An 18,447-nucleotide genomic window follows, 5' to 3' on the forward strand; every position below is an offset into this window, starting at 1 on the left:
CTACACCGTCGAGGGAGAGTGCCGGCCGGCTCCGGAGGTCGCGCCGCGGTACCAGTACTCAAGGGTCAGCACATGCCACAGATGCTTGGAGAAGTCCCGCTGCCCGGCGGCGTCCTCGGCGACCAGCCGCGCCAGCGCGTCACGGCGCAGGAAACCGGAACGGACCAGCTCGCCGTCGTTGACCACCTCGCGCACCAGCGGCGCCAGATCCCGGCTCATCCAGGCCCGCAGCGGGGCGCTGAACAGGCCCTTGGGCCGGTACACGATCTCCCGGGGCAGCACCGAGGTGGCCGCCTCCTTCAGGACGGCCTTGCCCTGCCGGCCGGCGATCTTGCGCTCGCCGGGCACGGCGAACGCCGCCTTGACCACCTCCACGTCCACGTACGGCACCCGCACCTCGGTCGACGCGGCCATGCTCGACCGGTCCGTGTAGGCGAGGTTCAGCCCCGGCAGGAACATCCGGGCGTCCGTCAGGCACATGCGGTTGACGAAGTCGTCCAGGGCGTTGTCCCGGTAGGTGTCCGCGTGCTCGGTCAGCACGTCCTCGACCGTCCCGGCCAGGTCCGGATCGAGCAGCGCGAGCAGCTCGCCCCGGTCGTACATGGTGTAGCTGCGCCGGAACGCGGTCTCCTCCGGCAGATCGGCGAAGGACAGGAACCGCTTCGCGAACCGCACCGACCGGTACCCCCGGCGGCTCGTCGCCACCGGCAGCCGGTCCACGGCCGCGGACATCCCGCGCCGCAGGGGCCGCGGGACCCGCTGGTAGCGCAGCGCGACCAGGTTCGCCAGGTGCTTGCGGTAACCGGCGAACAGCTCGTCGGCCCCCATCCCCGAGAGCATCACCTTGACCCCGGCCTCCCGGGCGGCCGAGCAGATCAGGAACGTGTTGATCGCGGCGGGGTCGCCGATCGGCTCGTCCAGGTGGTACGTCATCCGCGGCAGCAGGTCGAGCACGTCCGGGGCGATCTCGATCTCGTGGAGGTCGACGCCGAACCGCTCGGCCACCCGCCGGGCATAGCGCAGGTCGTCCGGCATCGCCTCGAACCGGGCGTCCTCGGCGCGGAACCCGATCGTGTAGGCGGAGATCCCGGGCCGGTCGCGGGCCGCCAGCGCGGTCAGGTAGCTGGAGTCCAGCCCGCCGGACAGGAAGGCCGCCACGGGCACGTCGGAGAGCAGATGGCGCCGGGTCGACTCCTCCACCACGGCGGCGATGTCCGGCCGTTCGCCGCTCCGGGCCCGCTCCTGGGCCTCGGCGGCGACGTCCCGCAGGTGCCAGAACCGGCCGCGCTCCACCCGCCCGTCGGCCCGGCACCTCAGCCAGCTCCCCGGCGGCAGTTTCTCCGCCTCGCGGAACGCGCACCGCGAGTCCGGCACCCAGTAGTAGAGCAGCGACGCCACCAGCGCCGCGTGGTCCACCTCCAGCGAACCGCCGGTCACCGCGGCGAGCGCCTTCAGCTCGGAGGCGAACACCAGGCCCTCGCCGCGCCGCAGCAGGAACAGCGGCTTGATGCCGAGCTGGTCGCGGGCGAGCACCAGGTCACCCGTGCGCTCGTCGAATATCCCGAACGCGAACATGCCGCGCAGCCGGGGCAGACAGTCCGTGCCCCAGCGCCGCCAGGCCTCCAGCAGCACCTCGGTGTCGGAGGTACCGCGGAAGCGCACCCCGGCGGCCGCCAGCTCCGCACGCAGCTCGGGCGCGTTGTACAGCTCGCCGTTGTACGTCAGGGCGAGGCCGTCCGAGACCATCGGCTGGGCGCCGGTCCCGGACAGGTCGATGATGGCCAGCCGGCGGTGCCCGAGGTGCACTTCGCCGTCACCGGCGGGGTGGCTGTACCGGCCCGCCCCGTCCGGACCTCGGTGGGCGAGGATGTCGGTGAGCCGGTCGGTGACGGCCTTCCCGTCCGGCCACCGGTACGTGCCTGCGATGCCACACATGTCCTACCGCGCCTCCTGGTCGGTGTCCGGGACCCGCGCCGACCGCACCGGCAGCCGCTCCGTCCGGTGCCGGCCCGTCCCGTTGTGCTGGGCCGGCACCGGGTTCAGGCCGCGCAGCGCGGTGTACGGCCCCTCCCACAGCGTGCCGTCGGTCCGGTCCCGCGGATCGGGGTCGATCAGCACCACCCCGATCACCGCGATGCGCTGGTCCGCGAGCTGCCGCGCCACGGTGTGCAGCCAGGCGGCGCTGCCGTGCCCGGCCCGCACGACGAGCACGGTCCGGGTGCCGAGGTACCGCAGGTCCGTCCAGGCCGTGCCGGGTGCCACCGAGCCGACGCCCAGCGGGCGTTCGCCGGGCGGCAGGGCCGCGGCACGCTCGCCGCCGACCACGGCCGGGTCCGACGGCTTCGGACGGCGGCGCGCGAGCCGCGCGCCGGGCAGACCGTCCACGACGACCACCGGTCCCTGCGCCGCCAGCGCCCCGGCGAGGTCCAGGGCGAGGGCGCTCGTGGCGCGCGCACAGCCCAGTTCCAGCAGCGACACCGGTTCCACGGCGGCGCGCACGGTGCGGGCCAGAGAGACGACGAGCCGTTCCCGCGCCACCCGGGTCCGCCGGCGCCGCCGGAGCCCGGCCGGCCGGCGCGGCAGCTCCGCGATGACCGAGGCACCGAGGTTCGCCGCGATGTCCCGGCGCAGCACGGGGCGGTCCGCCACCACCGTGCCGACCGCGGCCACCGCGAGCCCGAGGACCAGCCCGAGGACCAGCCCGATCGCGGCGTCGGTCGCGGCGGACTTGACCAGTGAGTGCCGCACCGCGTGCGCGGCGTCCACGATCTGGGTGCCGGCGACGAGTTGGGGCGTGCCGACGCGGGCCTCCGCGGCACGCTGGGTGAAGTCCGTTATCCGGGAGGTGAGATCGGCCCGGCGGGCGAAGAGCGACTCCAGGTTCGCCGCCGCCTTCGGACCGCCCTGCGGCGACCCGTCCCCGATCGTCCGGTTGACCTGGTCCAGTTCGTGCTGCAGCCGGTCCCGCTGGTCGAGCAGGCTCTTGGCCTCGGCGTCCGCGGCCTGCCGCATCCGCTGCACATGGTCGGTGACGAACGCGTCGGCCAGGGCCCTGGCGCGGGCCACCGCCTCCGCCTCGCTGCCGCCCATCGCGGTGATCTGCATCAGGTTGTTGGTCAGGCCGAGCCCCTCGTAGTCCTGCATGAAGTCCTCCGGTCGCGCCGTGGATCCGAGGGACTTCAGGGCGGCACTCGCGATCCGGGTGGTGTGCAGCAGTGCCACGTCGGTGCGGATCAGCGTGCCGGGGTCGTTCGGCTGGTCCTCCTGGTGCGCGACCAGCACCTTGGTCACCGCGGTCGGCCGCGGGGGCAGCAGGAGCGCCACCGCCACGCCGACGAGCAGCCCCAGCAGCGCCGCGGAGCACCACAGACGGCGCCGCCTGCGCACCGCCACCACCAGCCCCTGAAGGTCCAGCAGCGGAGCGGCGGACGACGGCTCCTCGGCCGTACGCGCCATCACCTCGCACCTCCCCGCGCGTCGACGCCGACCGCGAGCGGCGTCGCGGCGGCCTCCCGGGGCCGGTCGGCGGGCCGCGTCCCACGGACCCGGACCGTGCCGGCGAGGACGACACCGACGACCTTGTGCCTGGCGTCCGCGCACGCCTCGGCGACACCGGAGAGCTCTCCCGCGGTCCAGCTGCCCGCGCTCAGCACGACCAGGACACCGGACTCGTGCTCGCGGTCCGGCACCAGCGGCTCGGACACCGACACCCCCGCCACCCGCAGCAGCGGATCGTTCCCGGCCTCGGCGACGAGCTGCTCGGCGGCCCGCCGGGCGGTCTCGTCACCGTCCGGTACGACGACCAGCAGCCGCCGCGGAGCGGGCAGTTGATCCCGGATGCGGGCGCACAACCGCCGGTAGCGGATCCGCCGGCCGGCCTCGTCGGACCTCTGCGGGGCGGGCGCGTCCCACCGGACGTCGACACCCAGCAGCCGGCGGAACCGGGCCCGCGGGCCACGCCGTCGCGGCCGTCCACCCGGTACGTCGACCGTACCCAGCAGCGTCGAGCCCAGTGCCGCCGCGATCTCCGGTTCGGTGCGCAGCCGGCGGCTCATCCGGGCGGCGGTGAGGTGGCCGACGAATGCGAGCAGGAAGAACAGCAGCGCTCCGCCGGCGACGAGCTGCGTCCGCGTCGGCGGTGCCTCGCCGGCCGGCCGGGGCGCCGGTCCCATGACGACCATGTGGGCCTTGGCGGCGGCCGGATCGGCCTGGTCCAGCTTGTTCATGGCCTCCTGCAGCGTGGTGCGCAGCTTCTCCAGGTCGGTTCGGGCCTGCACGCTCTCCACGGTCTGCCCCGGGTCGGCGGCGTCGGCCAGCTCGGTGATGCGGCGGCTGGTCTGCGTCACCGTCTGCCGCAGTTCCTCGAGCTGGGCCGCCGCCTCGGTGTCGGTGTCGTCGCCGACGATCTGCGTGGCGAACGCGACGAACTGCCGGGCCACCTGGTCGGAGAGTTGCTGGGCCCGCTGCGGGGTGCCGGCCGTACCCGAGATCTTGATGATGTTCCCGTCGGCGGCCTGGGCGCTGACCCGATCCCGCAGCTCCCGGCCGTCGACCCCGGCCCAGCCGAGCCCCGCGGCCGCGCGGTCGAGCACCACCGAACTGTCCGCGATCTCCGTCTGGGTCAGCAGCTCGCGCTCCTCCCACGCCCCCGGCAGCAGCACCGACGCCGACGTCGTGTACCGCGGCGGGAACAGCAGCGAGGCGCCGTACCCGGCGAGCGCGCCCACCAGGGTGAGGAGGAGGAGAAGCCGCCAGCGCCGGCGGAGGATCCGCCCGATCGTGACCAGGCGTATGGTGTCATCGCTCAACTGCGCTGCCTCTTCCTTGCCTTTTCCCTGCCTCGTGCGGGTGGCCCGCCGGCGCCGGGGAGTCGTCACGGCAGGCGGCGGCGTACGCGGCGAGCAGTGCCGCCTGCGAGTTCCGCCAGGACAGCGGGCCGCCGACCCGCTCCCGGCCGATCCCGCCCATCCGGGCCCGCCTCTCCGGGTCGTCCAGCAGCAGCGCGACGAGCTTCGCGAACTCGGACTCGTCGTTCGCGGGCGCGTAGACGGCGGCGTCACCGGCGGAGACGCGCGCCTCCTTCAGGTCGAACGAGACGATCGGCCGGCCCATCACCATGTACTCCAGGACCTTGTTCATGGTCGACACGTCGTTGAGCGGATTGCGCGGGTCGGGGGAGAGGCACACGTCCGCGGTGGACAGGTAGCGCACCAGGTCGTCGTCCGGGATGCGCCCGGTGAACTCCACCTGGTCGGCTAGCCCGAGGTGCCGGGACAGCCGCACCATCTCGTCGAAGGTGTCGCCGGCGCCGACGAACACCGCGTGCCAGTCGGTCCGTCCGAACGCGTCGCGCAGCCTGGCCAGGGCCCGCAGGGCGTAGTCGACCCCGTCCTGGGGACCCATCACCCCCAGGTAGCACAGCAGATGGGGCTTGCCGCGCTTCAACTCCGGCTCCGGCGGCACGGGATGGAAGCGGTCGGTGTCGGGGGCGCTCCGCACCACGAACACGTCCTCCGGCCGCCGCCCACCCCGGTGTACGGCGATGTCCCGGTAGCTCTCGTTCGTGGCGAGCACGATGTCCGCGGCCCGGTAGGTCAGCCGTTCCAGGGCGCGTACGGCGCGGTAGAGCAGGTCCTCGCCGCGGCCGAACCGGGAGAGGTACAGCTCGGGCACCAGGTCGTGTTGGTCGAAGACGAACCGCGCCCCGCGTCGCTTGAGCCACAGGGCCGGCAGGAACAGCAGGTCGGGCGGGTTGCAGGCGTGGACCACGTCGACCGGGCCGACCTTCCGGGCCAGCCGGACCGTGTGCCACAGCGCCGATCCGTACTCCCTCAGGTAGCCGGCCGGACCTCCGGTGGCCGCGCGCAACGGGTAGCGGTGGATCCGCACCCCGTCGATCACCGCCTCCGGCTCCGTGTCCCGCTTCGTCCCGCGGGGGCAGACGACGTGGACCTCCCAGCCCGCGTCGCGCAGGGTCGTGCACTCCTGCCACACCCGCCGGTCGAAGGGCACCGACAGGTTCTCCACCAGGATCAGCGCGCGCCGGACCGGCCGGTCGCCGCTGGTCGTGTCACCAGGCAAGGCCCATGTACCTCGGTTCGGCCCGGCGCGCCTCGGCGTCGGGGAGGCGGACGAGGTCGACGATCACCGGACCGTCGCCGTGGGGGAGTGCCGAGAGCACGGCCGGGTCCCTGGTTCCGACCAGGCACACCTCGGCGTGTTCGAGTACTTCCTCGACGGATTCCGCGAGCAGCTGCGCGAGGTGCGGCAGCCGGGTCTCGATGTACTCGCGGTTCGCGCCGAGCAGCCGGGAGAGGCTGACGTTGGCGTCGTGGATCTTCAGGTCGTACCCCTTGCCGAAGAGTCTTTCCGCCAGCTCGACGAGCGGGCTCTCGCGCAGGTCGTCGGTGCCGGGCTTGAACGACAGCCCGAACAGGCCCACCCGGCGCTTGCCGGTGCGCTCGACCAGCTCCACCGCGCGTTGCAGATGGTCGGAGTTGGAGGGCAGCACATGGGCGAGGATGGGCACCGACACGTCGGCTCGCCGGGCCGCGTGGACCAGGCTGCGCAGGTCCTTGGGCAGGCAGGAGCCGCCGAAGGCGAAGCCGGGCCGCAGGTAGGCGGGGCTGATGTTCAGCTTGCGGTCGGCCAGGAACACGTCCATCACCTGGTGCGAGTCGACGCCGAGCGCCTGGCACACCGCGCCCAGCTCGTTCGCGAAGCCGATCTTGAGGCCGTGGAACGCGTTGTCCGCGTACTTGATCGCCTCGGCCGTGGGGACCGGCACCCGGAACACCTCGCCGGGCAGGCCGTCGTAGAGCGCCGCCACCACGTCGCCACTGGCCGGGTCCAGTTCGCCGATGACGGTCTTGGGCGGGTCGAAGAAGTCCCGCACGCTCGTGCCCTCGCGCAGGAACTCCGGGTTGACCGCGATCCCGATGTCCACCCCGGCCGTACCGCCGACGTACTTCTCCAGGATCGGGACGAGCAGGTTCAGGCAGGTGCCGGGCAGCATGGTGCTGCGGAAGACGACGGTGTGCCGCCCGCCCCGTTCGGCGAGCGCGGCACCGATCTGCTCGGTGACCCGTTCCAGATAGGTGGTGCACAGGCTGCCGTTGGGCTCCGACGGCGTGCCCACGCAGACCAGGGACACCTCGCTGCCCAGGACGGCCTCGCGGACGTCGCCGGTGGCCCTCAAGGCCCCGGTCCGCACGACCTCGGCGATCAGCTCGCCGATCCGCTCCTCGACCACCGGGGCCTTGCCGTCGTTGACCAGGTCGACCTTCACCTGGTTCACGTCGACCCCGATGACCTCGTGACCCATGCCGGCCAGGCACGCGGCAGACACGCAGCCCACGTAGCCGAGCCCGAAAACGCTGACCCTCATGACTGGTTCCTCCCCCCAGGCAGGCCTCCTGGCCTGCGGTTCGCACGGCGGGCCGGACGACGGCCCCCGCGCATCAGTAGGCGCCCTGCCCGTGGAGCACCGCACGCAGCGTCTTCCACAAGATCACTGAGTCCAGGGCGAGCGACCAGTCCTCCACGTAGCGCAGGTCCAGCCGCACCGCCTCCTCCCACGACAGGTCGCTGCGTCCGCTGATCTGCCACAGACCGGTGAGCCCGGGCTTGACCAGCAGCCGCCGCCGGATGTCCGGGCCGTAGGAGGCGCACTCCTCCGGCAGCGGGGGCCGCGGGCCGACGAGCGACATCGATCCGGTGAGCACGTTGAGGAGCTGCGGCAGCTCGTCGAGCGAGTACCGGCGCAGTACGGCCCCCACCCGGGTCACGCGCGGGTCCCGGCGGAGTTTGAACAGCGGGCCGGCGCCCTCGTTGCGGTCGGCCAGTTCGGCACGTGCCCGGTCGGCCCCGGAGACCATGGTGCGGAACTTGAGGATGGTGAACTCGCGGCCGTCTTTGCCGACTCTTCGCTGGCGGTAGAACGCCCCACCCCGGCTGTCCACCAGCACGAGCAGTCCGACGAGCACCATCAGCGGCGCGAACAGCACCAGCAGGAGCGCCGCGCCCATCCGGTCGACCACGCCCTTGACCGCCCGGCGGCCCCCGGTGAAGGCCGGCATGCTGACCCGCAGCAGCGGTATGCCGAGCACCGCGTCGACGTGCAGCCGGGGGCCGGCCACCTCCATCAGCACGGGGGCCACGACCATCTCGGCTTCGCTGCCTTCGAGGTTCCAGGCCAGCCGTTGCAGCCGGTCCGGGGTCCAGTGCGGGTCCGGTGTGACCGCGACGACGCGGTAGCCGTCGTGGCGTACGTGCTTGGCGACGTCCGCGAGTCGGCCGACGACCGGCACTCCGTCCAGCTGCTGGTCGCCGTCGAGCCCGAGGCCGTCCGTCGTGCACACCGCCTCCACCCGCCAGCCGAGGTGCGGGAACTTGCGGGTCCGGGCGATCAGGTCGCCCACGGTGGCGGGGCTGCCGGCGGCGAGCACCGGCCTCAGACACCGGCCGTCCTTGCGCTGCCGGTGCAGCCAGATGCGCAGCAGATACCGCGCGGTCATGGTGACGAGCGCGATCGCGGGTATCGCGACGAAGATCCAGAGTTTGATGTTGCGCGAGGTCAGGGCGATTCCGCCGAGCGCCAGTACGACGGTCGCCGTGAACAGTGAGCGGCCGAGCCGCCGGAATTCCTCCGCGCCCTGGCCGAGTACGGCCGGGGCCCACGATCGACTGACCCCGAGTGCCCCCAGCACCAGGAGTTCGGTGCCGAATGCGAGAATTCCCCACTTCTCGTGCCAGTTGGCCGCGTCGCGGGCCCCGAAGAAGTTGCCGATCGCCGCCACCACGAAAGCGGTGGCCACGGTATCGCTGATGATCACGGTACGTCGGTACCGCTGTTCCCATTCGATCGCGGGCCGGCTGATCGCCCCGTTCTCCAGACGCCCGCGCGCCGACGGAAACGAGCTGACAAGTCCCCCTTGCCGCACAGAACCCCCCAGGTTCCCAGTGATTCGACGTGTTCGCCCAACACTGTTTGCTCCCCTCGGGAGGCCCCCGCCTCCCGCTTCGCGCTGTGCTCCCCTCGGTAGGCCCCCGCCCCCCTGGCGCATGGAAAATGATCATCCCATTAATGCGCGTCTGATCTCCGAACAGCTGAAGCACGGTCAATCTAGACCATCGGGGCCGGTATGGAGAGAGGGCGTGTGTAATTTGTGCTCATGGTTGGGGACTTGATCCACAGAACGCACGCCACCTCCGCGCATCTGTGCGCCCCCGGGCGATGGCCTGTTCTATTCCCGAGGCGTATTTCGAACGTCTGGCCGGAAACAAGCGGTATCCCGGATAGCCGGGGCGGGTAGAGCCGGGCCGGGAAAACGGGGAATGGACGGCCGCTTGTCCCGGACCCGGTGCAGTGCCAGGTGGAGGACCGGCATCAGGACACAGGTGATCGCGGCGCTGTGCCACAGCAGTGCGTCCAGCCGGCCCGCCGCCAGGTAGGCGCCCGCCGCCACCGCGGCCAACGCGCACACGGCACGGTCCACGATGCTCTCCACCGACAGCAGCGTGGCACGCGGCGCGTGCGCCGGGATCGCGTCGTTGACCAGCTTGCGCTGCACCGGATACACGAACCCGGTGATCGCGGAGAAGGCGCACAGCAGGGCGACCACCGTCCACGGCCCGCCCATCGCGGTGCCCGCCAGCGTCGCGGCGAGCGCCACGCTCAGCAGGGACACCCAGGCGACCGGCGGCAGTCGGCGGCTCAGCCACTGCGGGCGGGCCGACGCCACCGCCTCGGCGACCGTCATCGCCGCCAGCACCCCGCCGTGCGCGTCCTCCCCGATGCCGTGCTCCAGCAGCACCGGCTGGAACAGGTTGACCTGGCAGATCCGCGACAGCGTGAACACGGCGACGCCCTGGACCATGAGCAGCGCCAGCCACGGCGAGGACCGCAGGGCACGCAGCGCGGCGCCGGTGTCCCGCAGGAAGGCTCCGCCGGTTCGCGCCGGTGGGCGCGGCCCGCTGTCCGCCCCGGCGAGCCGGGGGAGGGCGAGCGCGCAGCCGAGGGAACCGGCCGCGCTCGCCGCGCTCAGCACGTACGGCGTCTGCGGCGCGAGTGTCATCAGCGGCCCCACGAGCGGCCAGCAGACCACCTTGGCGGCGAGCCCGAGGGCACGTGCCGTGCCCTCGGCCCTCAGATAGTGGGCGTCCGCCCGCTCCGCGCGCAGCCCGTCGTAGAGATAGGCGCTCGCCGCACCCGAGGTCAGGGACCGCCCGGCCGCGATGGCGAGGAAGTGCGCGAGGAAACCGGTGTACGTCGGTGTCAGCGCCGGCAGCAGGTTCGCCGCCGTCATGACCACCGCTCCCGCGCGCAGGCAGTTGCGGGCACCGATCCGGTCCGCGACGATCCCGGTGGGTATCTCGAACAGGCAGAAGGCGATGTAGTAGATGCTCTGGATGCCGAAGATCTGGCCGTCGGACAGGCCCGCGTCACGCTGGTAGGCGTAGAACACGGGCATCCACCACAGCAGGTTGAACAGCAGCTGGAACCCGTTGTTCAGGCGGATGATCCGGCGCGCGGGCGGGGACGGCGCCGGCCCGGGGGAGGAGGCGCGCAGGAGGGGCATACGGCGCCTCACCGGGCGTAGGGGCGGACCTGCACCAGGTGGAAGGCCCCCTCCGCGGTCATGAGCCACTCGATGTCCAGGGCGTCGTCGCGGTCGGCCGCGCCGAAGTGGGACTGCAACAGCCGCCCCGCCAGCGCCAGATGGGCCAGCGCGGCGCGGGTCCCCACCGGGAGGTCCGCGCGCGCCGAGCCGAGGTCGACCGTGCGGCCGCCACCCTCCACGGTGTTGTAGAGGTACTGCTGCGGCAGGACCGTGCCGTCGACCACCCGCTCGGGCGAGCCGGGGGTGCAGTTGAGGTACACGTTGCGGAAGTCCTCCGGCCGGGTCGGATCACAGGTCACCAGCACACCCCCCAGATCGGCGGGCGTGTACTCCTGGACGATCACACCCATGTAGGTGTCGTCCAGGGGGATCCCGGCCTGGTGTCGCAGCCGCACGCTGCGCGGCGACAGCAGCGACGCCCACACCTGCCGTACCGCGTCCATGAGCTGGTCCGTGCCGCGCACCGTGGTGACGGAGTCGTAGATCCCCGCGGCGGAGAAGCCGGGCAGGTCCTCGGCGTTGGACGAGGAGCGCACCACCAGGCGCCGTCCGTCCGCGGTGAGCTCCGCCACGGAGGCGGTGATCGCCCGCGCCACCTCCTCGGGCATCGGTGTACCGCACGTCAGCCGCTGCAGGTGCAGCGACAGCGAGTCGACCACGTCCAGCGCGTCGAGTTCCAGCGCCATCTTCAGCCTGCCGATGCCCTGTTGCAGCGCTGGGGAGGAGGTGAGGAACAGATGGTGCAGCCGGAACGGCAGCGCCACCCCCCGGGGCGCGCGGACCGTCTCCGCCAGGCGCTCCGCCGCCGCGGCGCGCAGCCGCTCCGGCGACGCCCCCGGCTCGCCCAGCCGGGCGGCGAGGTGGCCGAGAAGATCGGGCCGGGGCGGACGCGGGCGGGCGTAGAACCTCGTCAGGTCCGCGGTACGGCTGTCCAGGACGTGGTGCAGTTCCCCCAGGTTGGCCGCCTTGGTGCCGTAGCGGTCCCGGTCGGTGCGGCGCAGCCGGTGCAGCGCCAGGATCGGGACCTCGTGCAGCAGCGGCGTCTCGATGCGGACGCGCTGCCGGTGCCAGGCGGGTCGTTCCACCTCCGGGGCGCCGGGCAGCCGTTCCAGGGTGACGGCGTCCTCGCGCACCCGGTAGCGCACCCACGCGCCGTCGAGGCCGTCGCGCCGGACGACGGCGTCGAGGTCGCGGACGATCGCGTTCGGGATGCCCCAGCCGGCGGCCAGCACGTTGGTGTGCGAAAGCGGCGTGGTGGGTGCGGTGTTGATGAACCCGGCCGTGCGGGGCACGTCGTCGGGCAGCCGGGGCATGGCGACGATGTCCTGCCAGCCGAGGTCCGCCGCGGCGCTCTGGTACTCGGCGGCGGTGCGGAAGTAGCGCAGCCGTCCCTCGGCCTCCCCGGGGTTGAGGCAGGTGCGCATCCGGTTGCCGAAGAGTTCGTGGCTGAGGACGCGCGGCACCCGTGCCTCGCCGATCGCGGCCAGTTCCTGCTCCTGACCGTGGTTGGCGGGCTTCAGCAGCAGCGGCAGACGGCCGTCCACCCGGCCGCGCACATAGTGGTAGAACTCCTCCAGCAGCGGCCCGGGCATGGTGTCCGCCTCGGTGGTCTCCAGGACGAGGAAGGGCCGCTCGGAGCCGCCGGCCTCCTCCTCGGTGTGCAGCGACAACACGCCCAGCAGGAAACGGCGTTCGGGGTCCATGTACACCGAGGCGTTGAACGCGTCGAGGTCGGCGTCGAGTTCGTCCAGCGTCATGCCGAGCACGCGGGTCGCGACGTAGTCGACGTGGAAGGGGTGCACCCGGGTGTCGAGCAGGTGCCAGGTGCGCTGGGCGCGGTCCACGACCACCTTGAGGTACGGGTGCCCGGCCAGCACCCCGGACAGCGCGCGGAACAGCGGCAGCGTCAGGTTGGCGCCGACGGCCGTGCGGTCGGCCGCGGTGCCGGCCACGGCCGGCTGGTGCGCTGTGCCGGTCATGCCCGCACCGCCTCGGTGACGTCCGTCGGCAGGATCCGCGGCAGGGCGTCCACCACCGCCGCGAAGTCGTCCACGACCGTCTGCGCCCGGTCGGCCGACAGCAGACACACCCCCGCCATGGTGTTGGCGCCGGCGGCGGGGTCGTACTCCGGCACGGGTGAGCCGTCCGGCAGGCACGTCTCGGCGACGACGGACAGCGTGCTGCCCGGGCTGATCGGCGCCGAGCGGACGACCGCGGCGGAGTCCCACCGGTGCCGGCGGGTCCACGGCGAGCCGTCCCGGTTCACGGCGAGCACCACCAGGGACCCGGCCGCACCGTCGGCGTCGTCCGGGGTCAACGCCCGTACCGGCCAGGCGGGAGAGCGGCCGAGCAGCTGATCGGTGAACATGCCGACCAGGTCGAGCCCGAAGACCTGCTCGATCTGCGGCACCGTCATCGCGCCGCCGAACCGCGCGGCCGTCTCGATCACCCACATACGGCCCTGCGCGCCCAGCTTGATCTCCGTGTGCGTACCGCAGTTCTCCAGCCCCAGGGCGTCCACGGCCCGCCGGGCCAGGTCCACGATCCCGGCCTGCGCCGCAGCCCCGAGGGCCGCCGGGGTGATGCCGGCGCGCTCGGTGAACGGCGCCACGGTGGGCATGCGCCCGCTCACACACACCGGGCGGAAGACGCCGTCGGCCACCACGCCCTCGACACTGACGTAGTCGCCCCAGCCGGAACCGTCGAACCAGTCCCCGGCGCACCCGCTGACGATCTCCTCCACGATGAAGTCCTCACCGGCACCGGCCACATGGAGTTCCGCGAACCCGAGCAGCGCCGACTCCGCCATCACCGCGCGCGACCGCTGCCAGGCGGCACGCAGGTCCCCGGGCGTCCCGATGATCTGGTGGGCGGTGGAACCGGCGCTCCACGCGGCCTTCAGCAGCAGCGGAAACGTCAACTCCTCCGCCGCGCGCTCCAGTTCCGCGGCGGTGCCGACCGAGCGGAACCGGGGCTGCGGCAGCCCCCGGCGCTCCCAGGCCGCACGCATCAGCCGCTTGTCCCGGGCGAGCGCGGCGGTGGGCCCGGCACCGCGCAGCCCGAGCCGCCGGGACGCCTCGGCGACCGCCACCACCGCGTACTCCGAGAAGGCGACGACCGCGTCCGCGCCCACCTCCCGGGCCCGCGCGGTGATCAGCTCGACCAGGTCGCGCTCCTCCGCGGCGGCGCGGGTGACGACCGAGTCGCACAGCGCCTCGGCCTCGGCCGCCACACCGGCGGGCAGCTCGCTGAGTGCCAGCAGGTGCACCTCGGACCTGGCGGCCACCCGGCTCAGGGCATGCCCCGCCGGGGGCCCGCCCTTGGCATGCACGTACAGCACCTTGCTCACCGAAACCCCACTCCCTTGGTTCGTCCCGAATCCCGGGCACGGGCCGCGCCCGGAACGGCTGCGGCGCCCGGCGACGCGCTGCCGGTACGAGTCCGCCGCGCCGCCCTCTCCTTCCAGCGAACCAGCCCCAACTCACCTGAACCGCGCGGAAGTCGGCGAGGCGTTCAGGCAAATGCCGTAGACCGCGACCGCGCATGACCGGTGCGCTACGGGATACGCATGAGGAGTCACTCACCGTGACATGGTGGACAATTGAAGGAGTTGGGCCGTGGACGAGGCCGATTTCGAGGGCCGCACCGTGGACGTCGACCGGCCTGCCCGCCACGCCGGCGGCGGCCGGCGCGCCGGCAGGGGAGTGGCGGTCGAGGTGAGCGGCCCACCGGAGGAGAACCCGTACGCCGCGTTCGCCGACCTCACCCCGGCCGCGGCCTTCGTACGCGACGCGACCGGCCGCTACCTGTGGGCCAACCACGCGTACGCCCATCTGTACGGCACCACGCGCGACGCCGTCATCGGCCGCCACCTCGCCGACGTGGACGAACCCGACGACGTCACCCGGTTCCTCGCCCTGGACCAGGAGGTCCTGGCCGGCGGCGGACCCGTCCGGCACACCCTCGCCTACCGGCGCCCCGACGGCTCCGGCGGACAGGCCGCGGGATACCGCTTCCCCGTCCGCTGGGCGGGGCGCCGCTGCGTGGCCGGTATCTACGTCGACGTCACCGACTCCGTCCGGGCGCTGGAACAACGCCGGCGCGCCGAGGAGGACCTGCGGACCCTGCGCGACCACAGCGGCCTGCTCTGCGTCCGCCTGTCCGCGGACGGACGGGTCGGGGAGGCCGGCACCGCCGTCGCGGACCTCCTGCGCATCCGCCTGCCCGAACTCATCGGGCTGCCCGCCGACCGCCTCCTCGCCCGGACACCCGAACGCGGCACCCTGCACCGGATCTGGGACGACCTCATAGGCGGCCGGCGCAGGAGCGCCCGTACCGCCGCTGTCCTCGTCGACGCGGACAGCGGGCTGCGCCGCGTGCGGGTCCACCTCAGCGCGGTACCCGGTGCCACCCGGCGCGTGTCCGGGGTGTGGGCCGTCATGACACACGTCGGACCGCGCCAGGAGGCACAGCCGCCGCTCACCGCCACCCAGGTGCGCATCCTCGCGCTGCTGGCCGCCGGGCGGAGCAACGCGGGCATCGCGGCGACGCTGCACCTGTCACGGCAGACGGTCGACTACCACCTCAGCCGCCTGCGCGACCTCCTGGGCGCCGCCACTCGCCCCGCGCTGGTCGCCCGCGCCTATGTGCTCGGCATCCTCGCCCCGCAGGCCTGGCCGCCCCGGTCCGCCACGGCGGCACATCCGCTCAGCCCCGTCTGAGCCGACGGATTGCGACGGATGCCGACGGATGCCGACGGGTGTGGACGGCACCGGCCATGGGTGGCGAGGGCACGGAAAAGGCAGACGACAGCCCCGCGAGGGTGTGGCTATGATGCGCGGGATGAAGACCTTCTCCTCGTGCGGATTGGGGGAATCGTTCGTGCAAGGTGAGTGCTGATGGCACATCACTTCGCGAACGACGTCCCGTCCCGCCTGTTGATGTGGCAGCGCGTACGTGAGTACGCCGTGCCACCGTCCGTGATCGATACCGCGACCGCCCGGCGTGCCGTCGGTGACTGGTCGGGGGCCTGCGCCGCCGCCCGGGTCGACATCGACCTCGATCTGCGTGCCGTGCGCGACCGCCACGGCACCGAGGTCACCCGCCGACTCCGTACGGACCTGCGCCGGCTGGCACCCGATCTGCTCCGCTGGCACCTGCCCCGCACCGCGCCCGACGGACGCCTCCGGCCCGGCCTCACCCTCTGCCTGGCCCGCTACGGCGGCCCGGGCGACCCACCGCTACAGCTGGTGGTGCGCACACCGCCGACCTGGGCCGACGCCGGCCAGCGGTTGTCGTTGGCGCTGTGGGAGGGGTCCGCGACCGGCGCCTGCCGGCTCCACCCGCACCCCCATCCCGACCGCCGTTTCCGGCTCGACCTGCACCGGCACCTCTGGGACGCCGGACGCAGCGGCGATCTCGCCCGGCGCTGCGGAGCGGCCACGACACCGGGTCACGGAACCGGCGGCACCCTGCCACCGGGCCTTCCGTACCTTCCGGGTCTCTCGGACCGGCCCGTCGGGGACAACTCCTCGTGGGCGGTAGCCCGGTGGGCCGCCGAAGCCGAGCTGCTGTTGCGGGCCGAGGGACGGCCACGCGGCGCCTTCACCGTGCGGCTCGGCGCGCGCAGCCGGGCCGTCCTCGAACTCGTCGCCCCCGACGACAGCCACGCCCCGGCCTTCCGGCCCCTGCGAGGGACGCTGCCGTCGCAGCAGGTCGCGGCGCTTCCGGTGCTCCCCGAGGCAGCGGCCCGGATCCCTCCGGACCTGGAACTGCTGCGGGCCGGGCTCGTCACGGCCGACCGGCTGCATCCGCTCGTCGCCGCCGCACTGACGGAGCCGGGTTTGGCACGGGCGGCCGTACCCACGCCCGCCCCCGGTGATCCGCACCGGGTCGAGTGCCGGGGCGAGACCCACCGGATCGCGCTGCGGGACGGGGTGCTCACCGCCGTCGACCACGATCCGTCCGAACTCCGGCGCGAGGAACTGCTGGTGGCGCTCGGCGGTCCCGCGCTGCCCTGCGTGCGGGCGATCGACGCGGTCCACCGCGACCCGGAGGCGCTGCCCGCGGTCCGGGAGCGGCTGCTTCACGGGGACATCGCCGGGGCGCTGGCCGTGGTGGAGGGGCTGCTCGGCCCCGACGCCGTCCTGCCCGACGGGCCGCTCCGGCGGGAACTGGAGTCGGCCGCCGCCCGCCGTGTCGACCACGGGCTCTTCCGCTCGGGGCTGGTCACCGAGCACCCCGCCGCCGAGGCCGCACCGGACACGGGTCATCGTCCCCGGCTCGATCGCCGTGTGCCCGACGACCTGCGCCGCAAACGCACCAGCCGGGGCCGCCCACGCGCCGGCCAGACGCGCTGACCTCCCGTCCGACCTCCACCCGACTTTCCACCCGGCTTCCACCCGACTTCCGTACGGCACCGCCAGGTTCGAAGCCGGGCTGCCCCGTACGCCCGAACCCACCCCAGGTGAGACCCATGACCTCCTCCAGCACCCTCCTGCCCGCCCCCGCGCCCGCCCCCATGCATGACCCCCAACTTTCCCTCGCCGACGACCTCTTGCGGTTGCTGCGGACGACCACCACCGAGCCGCGCCCCGACGAGCAACTCGAAGCGCTCACCCTGGCCGTCGCCGCCGACCTGCCGGTGCTGCTCTGGGGCGAACCGGGCATCGGCAAGACCGCGGCCCTCACCCAGCTCGCCGCCACCCTCGACCTGCCGCTGACGACCGTGATCGCCAGCGTCCACGAGCCGTCCGACTTCTCCGGACTGCCCATCGTCGGCGACGATCCGGCGGTGCGGGGTGTGCCGATGGCCCCGCCGCAGTGGGCCGTCGAGCTGGTACGGGCCGGGAAGGGCCTGCTCTTCCTGGACGAACTCTCCACCGCCACCCCGGCCGTCCAGGCCGCACTGCTCCGGGTCGTCCTGGAGCGGAAGGTCGGTGCCCTGCAACTGCCCCCCGGTGTACGGATCGTGGCCGCCGCCAACCCGCGCGCCTCGGCCGCGGACGGGTGGGAGCTGAGCCCGCCGCTGGCCAACCGGTTCGTCCACCTGTACTGGGTGCACGACCAGGACGTGGTGGTCCGCGGACTGGGCGGGGTCTGGCCCCGGGCGGAGCTTCCCCGGCTGGAGCCGGAACGGCTGACCGAGGCGGTGGCGTACGCCCGGCGCGCCGTCTGCGCCTTCCTCCAGGCCCGCCCCACCCTGATCCACCGGCTGCCGAGCACCGAGACGCGGCGCGGCGGTGCCTGGCCGTCGCCCCGCAGCTGGGACGCCGCGTTGACCCTGCTGGCCTTCGGCACGGCGGCCGCCGTCTCCCGGGACGTGCTCGCGCTGCTGGTGCGGGGCGCGGTCGGCGACGGACCGGGGCTCGAACTCCTCGCCCACCTGGACCGGATGGACCTGCCGGACCCCGAGGCGCTGCTGGCCGAGCCGCCCGCCGCCGAGCTGCCGGAACGCGGCGACCTGCGGCAGGCGGCGCTGGAGGCGGTGGTGGCCGCCGTCGGCGCACGACCGGAGCGGGAACGCTGGGAGGCCGCCTGGAAGGTGCTGGCCCGGGCGCTGGAGACCGGCACCCCGGACCTGCTCGTCGCCCCGGCGACCACACTGGCCGCGCTGCGGCGCGACGACTGGCCCGTGCCGGAGACCGTGGAGTGGCTGGCCGGCGTGGTCGGCCTCGCCCGCCGCGCGGACCGCTCGGTGGGCCGGGCCACGGCGGAGGCCGGCCGTACGACGGGGACGCGCCGATGACGGGGGCGGACAAGCGCCCCGTCCCGCTGCCGCACCCCATGGCCCCGCCTGCCCCACCGCGCTCGACGCCGCTGCCGC

General features: G+C 73.5%; 12 protein-coding genes. 3 read left to right on the top strand and 9 right to left on the bottom strand.

Annotation, left to right across the window (positions count from 1 at the left end):
- From asnB to ACZ3ZD_RS07645, 9 genes are all read right to left on the bottom strand, one after another.
- Positions 1 to 1,935: an asparagine synthase (glutamine-hydrolyzing) gene (gene asnB, locus ACZ3ZD_RS07605; protein ID WP_467394609.1), complete on the bottom strand. Its 1,935-nt coding sequence runs from the start codon at positions 1,933 to 1,935 to the stop codon at positions 1 to 3.
- Between the two features lie 3 nt (positions 1,936 to 1,938).
- A complete protein-coding gene (locus ACZ3ZD_RS07610; RefSeq protein WP_467394611.1) occupies positions 1,939 to 3,456 on the bottom strand; it encodes a Wzz/FepE/Etk N-terminal domain-containing protein in 1,518 nt (505 codons plus the stop codon).
- On the bottom strand, positions 3,456 to 4,808 hold the full coding sequence (locus ACZ3ZD_RS07615) for a Wzz/FepE/Etk N-terminal domain-containing protein (RefSeq protein WP_467394613.1): 1,353 nt from the start codon (positions 4,806 to 4,808) through the stop codon (positions 3,456 to 3,458). Before ACZ3ZD_RS07615 ends, ACZ3ZD_RS07610 begins: the two co-directional genes overlap by 1 nt.
- A complete protein-coding gene (locus ACZ3ZD_RS07620) occupies positions 4,798 to 6,081 on the bottom strand; it encodes a glycosyltransferase family 4 protein (RefSeq protein WP_467394615.1) in 1,284 nt (427 codons plus the stop codon). Before ACZ3ZD_RS07620 ends, ACZ3ZD_RS07615 begins: the two co-directional genes overlap by 11 nt.
- A complete protein-coding gene (locus ACZ3ZD_RS07625) occupies positions 6,071 to 7,387 on the bottom strand; it encodes a nucleotide sugar dehydrogenase (protein WP_467394616.1) in 1,317 nt (438 codons plus the stop codon). The genes ACZ3ZD_RS07620 and ACZ3ZD_RS07625 overlap by 11 nt, the downstream gene beginning before the upstream one ends.
- 73 nt (positions 7,388 to 7,460) lie before the next feature.
- Positions 7,461 to 8,942: a sugar transferase gene (locus tag ACZ3ZD_RS07630; protein WP_467394618.1), complete on the bottom strand. Its 1,482-nt coding sequence runs from the start codon at positions 8,940 to 8,942 to the stop codon at positions 7,461 to 7,463.
- Positions 8,943 to 9,245: 303 nt separating this feature from the next.
- Positions 9,246 to 10,580 carry an MFS transporter gene (locus tag ACZ3ZD_RS07635; protein ID WP_467394620.1) on the bottom strand — a complete coding sequence of 445 codons (1,335 nt, stop codon included), beginning with the start codon at positions 10,578 to 10,580 and terminating at the stop codon, positions 9,246 to 9,248.
- Between the two features lie 8 nt (positions 10,581 to 10,588).
- Positions 10,589 to 12,601: a PEP/pyruvate-binding domain-containing protein gene (locus ACZ3ZD_RS07640; protein WP_467394622.1), complete on the bottom strand. Its 2,013-nt coding sequence runs from the start codon at positions 12,599 to 12,601 to the stop codon at positions 10,589 to 10,591.
- Entirely contained in the window at positions 12,598 to 13,971 is a 1,374-nt protein-coding gene (locus tag ACZ3ZD_RS07645; protein ID WP_467394624.1) for an ATP-grasp domain-containing protein, read from the bottom strand. The genes ACZ3ZD_RS07640 and ACZ3ZD_RS07645 overlap by 4 nt, the downstream gene beginning before the upstream one ends.
- Positions 13,972 to 14,239: 268 nt before the next feature.
- Here ACZ3ZD_RS07645 and ACZ3ZD_RS07650 point away from each other — a divergent pair, with 268 nt between their 5' ends.
- The 3 genes from ACZ3ZD_RS07650 (at position 14,240) to ACZ3ZD_RS07660 (ending at position 18,369) form a co-directional block, all read left to right on the top strand.
- The gene (locus tag ACZ3ZD_RS07650) at positions 14,240 to 15,343 is read left to right on the top strand and encodes a PAS domain-containing protein (protein WP_467394626.1); all 1,104 of its coding nucleotides are present in this window, start codon (positions 14,240 to 14,242) and stop codon (positions 15,341 to 15,343) included.
- A gap of 177 nt (positions 15,344 to 15,520) precedes the next feature.
- The gene (locus ACZ3ZD_RS07655; RefSeq protein ID WP_467394627.1) at positions 15,521 to 16,981 is read left to right on the top strand and encodes a hypothetical protein; all 1,461 of its coding nucleotides are present in this window, start codon (positions 15,521 to 15,523) and stop codon (positions 16,979 to 16,981) included.
- A 116-nt stretch (positions 16,982 to 17,097) separates the two neighbouring features.
- Complete coding sequence (locus tag ACZ3ZD_RS07660) at positions 17,098 to 18,369, top strand: AAA family ATPase (RefSeq protein WP_467394629.1); 1,272 nt, start codon at positions 17,098 to 17,100, stop codon at positions 18,367 to 18,369.
- The last annotated feature ends 78 nt before the right edge of the window (positions 18,370 to 18,447 follow it).

The sequence above is a fragment of the Streptomyces sp. NPDC023481 genome (assembly GCF_055560195.1).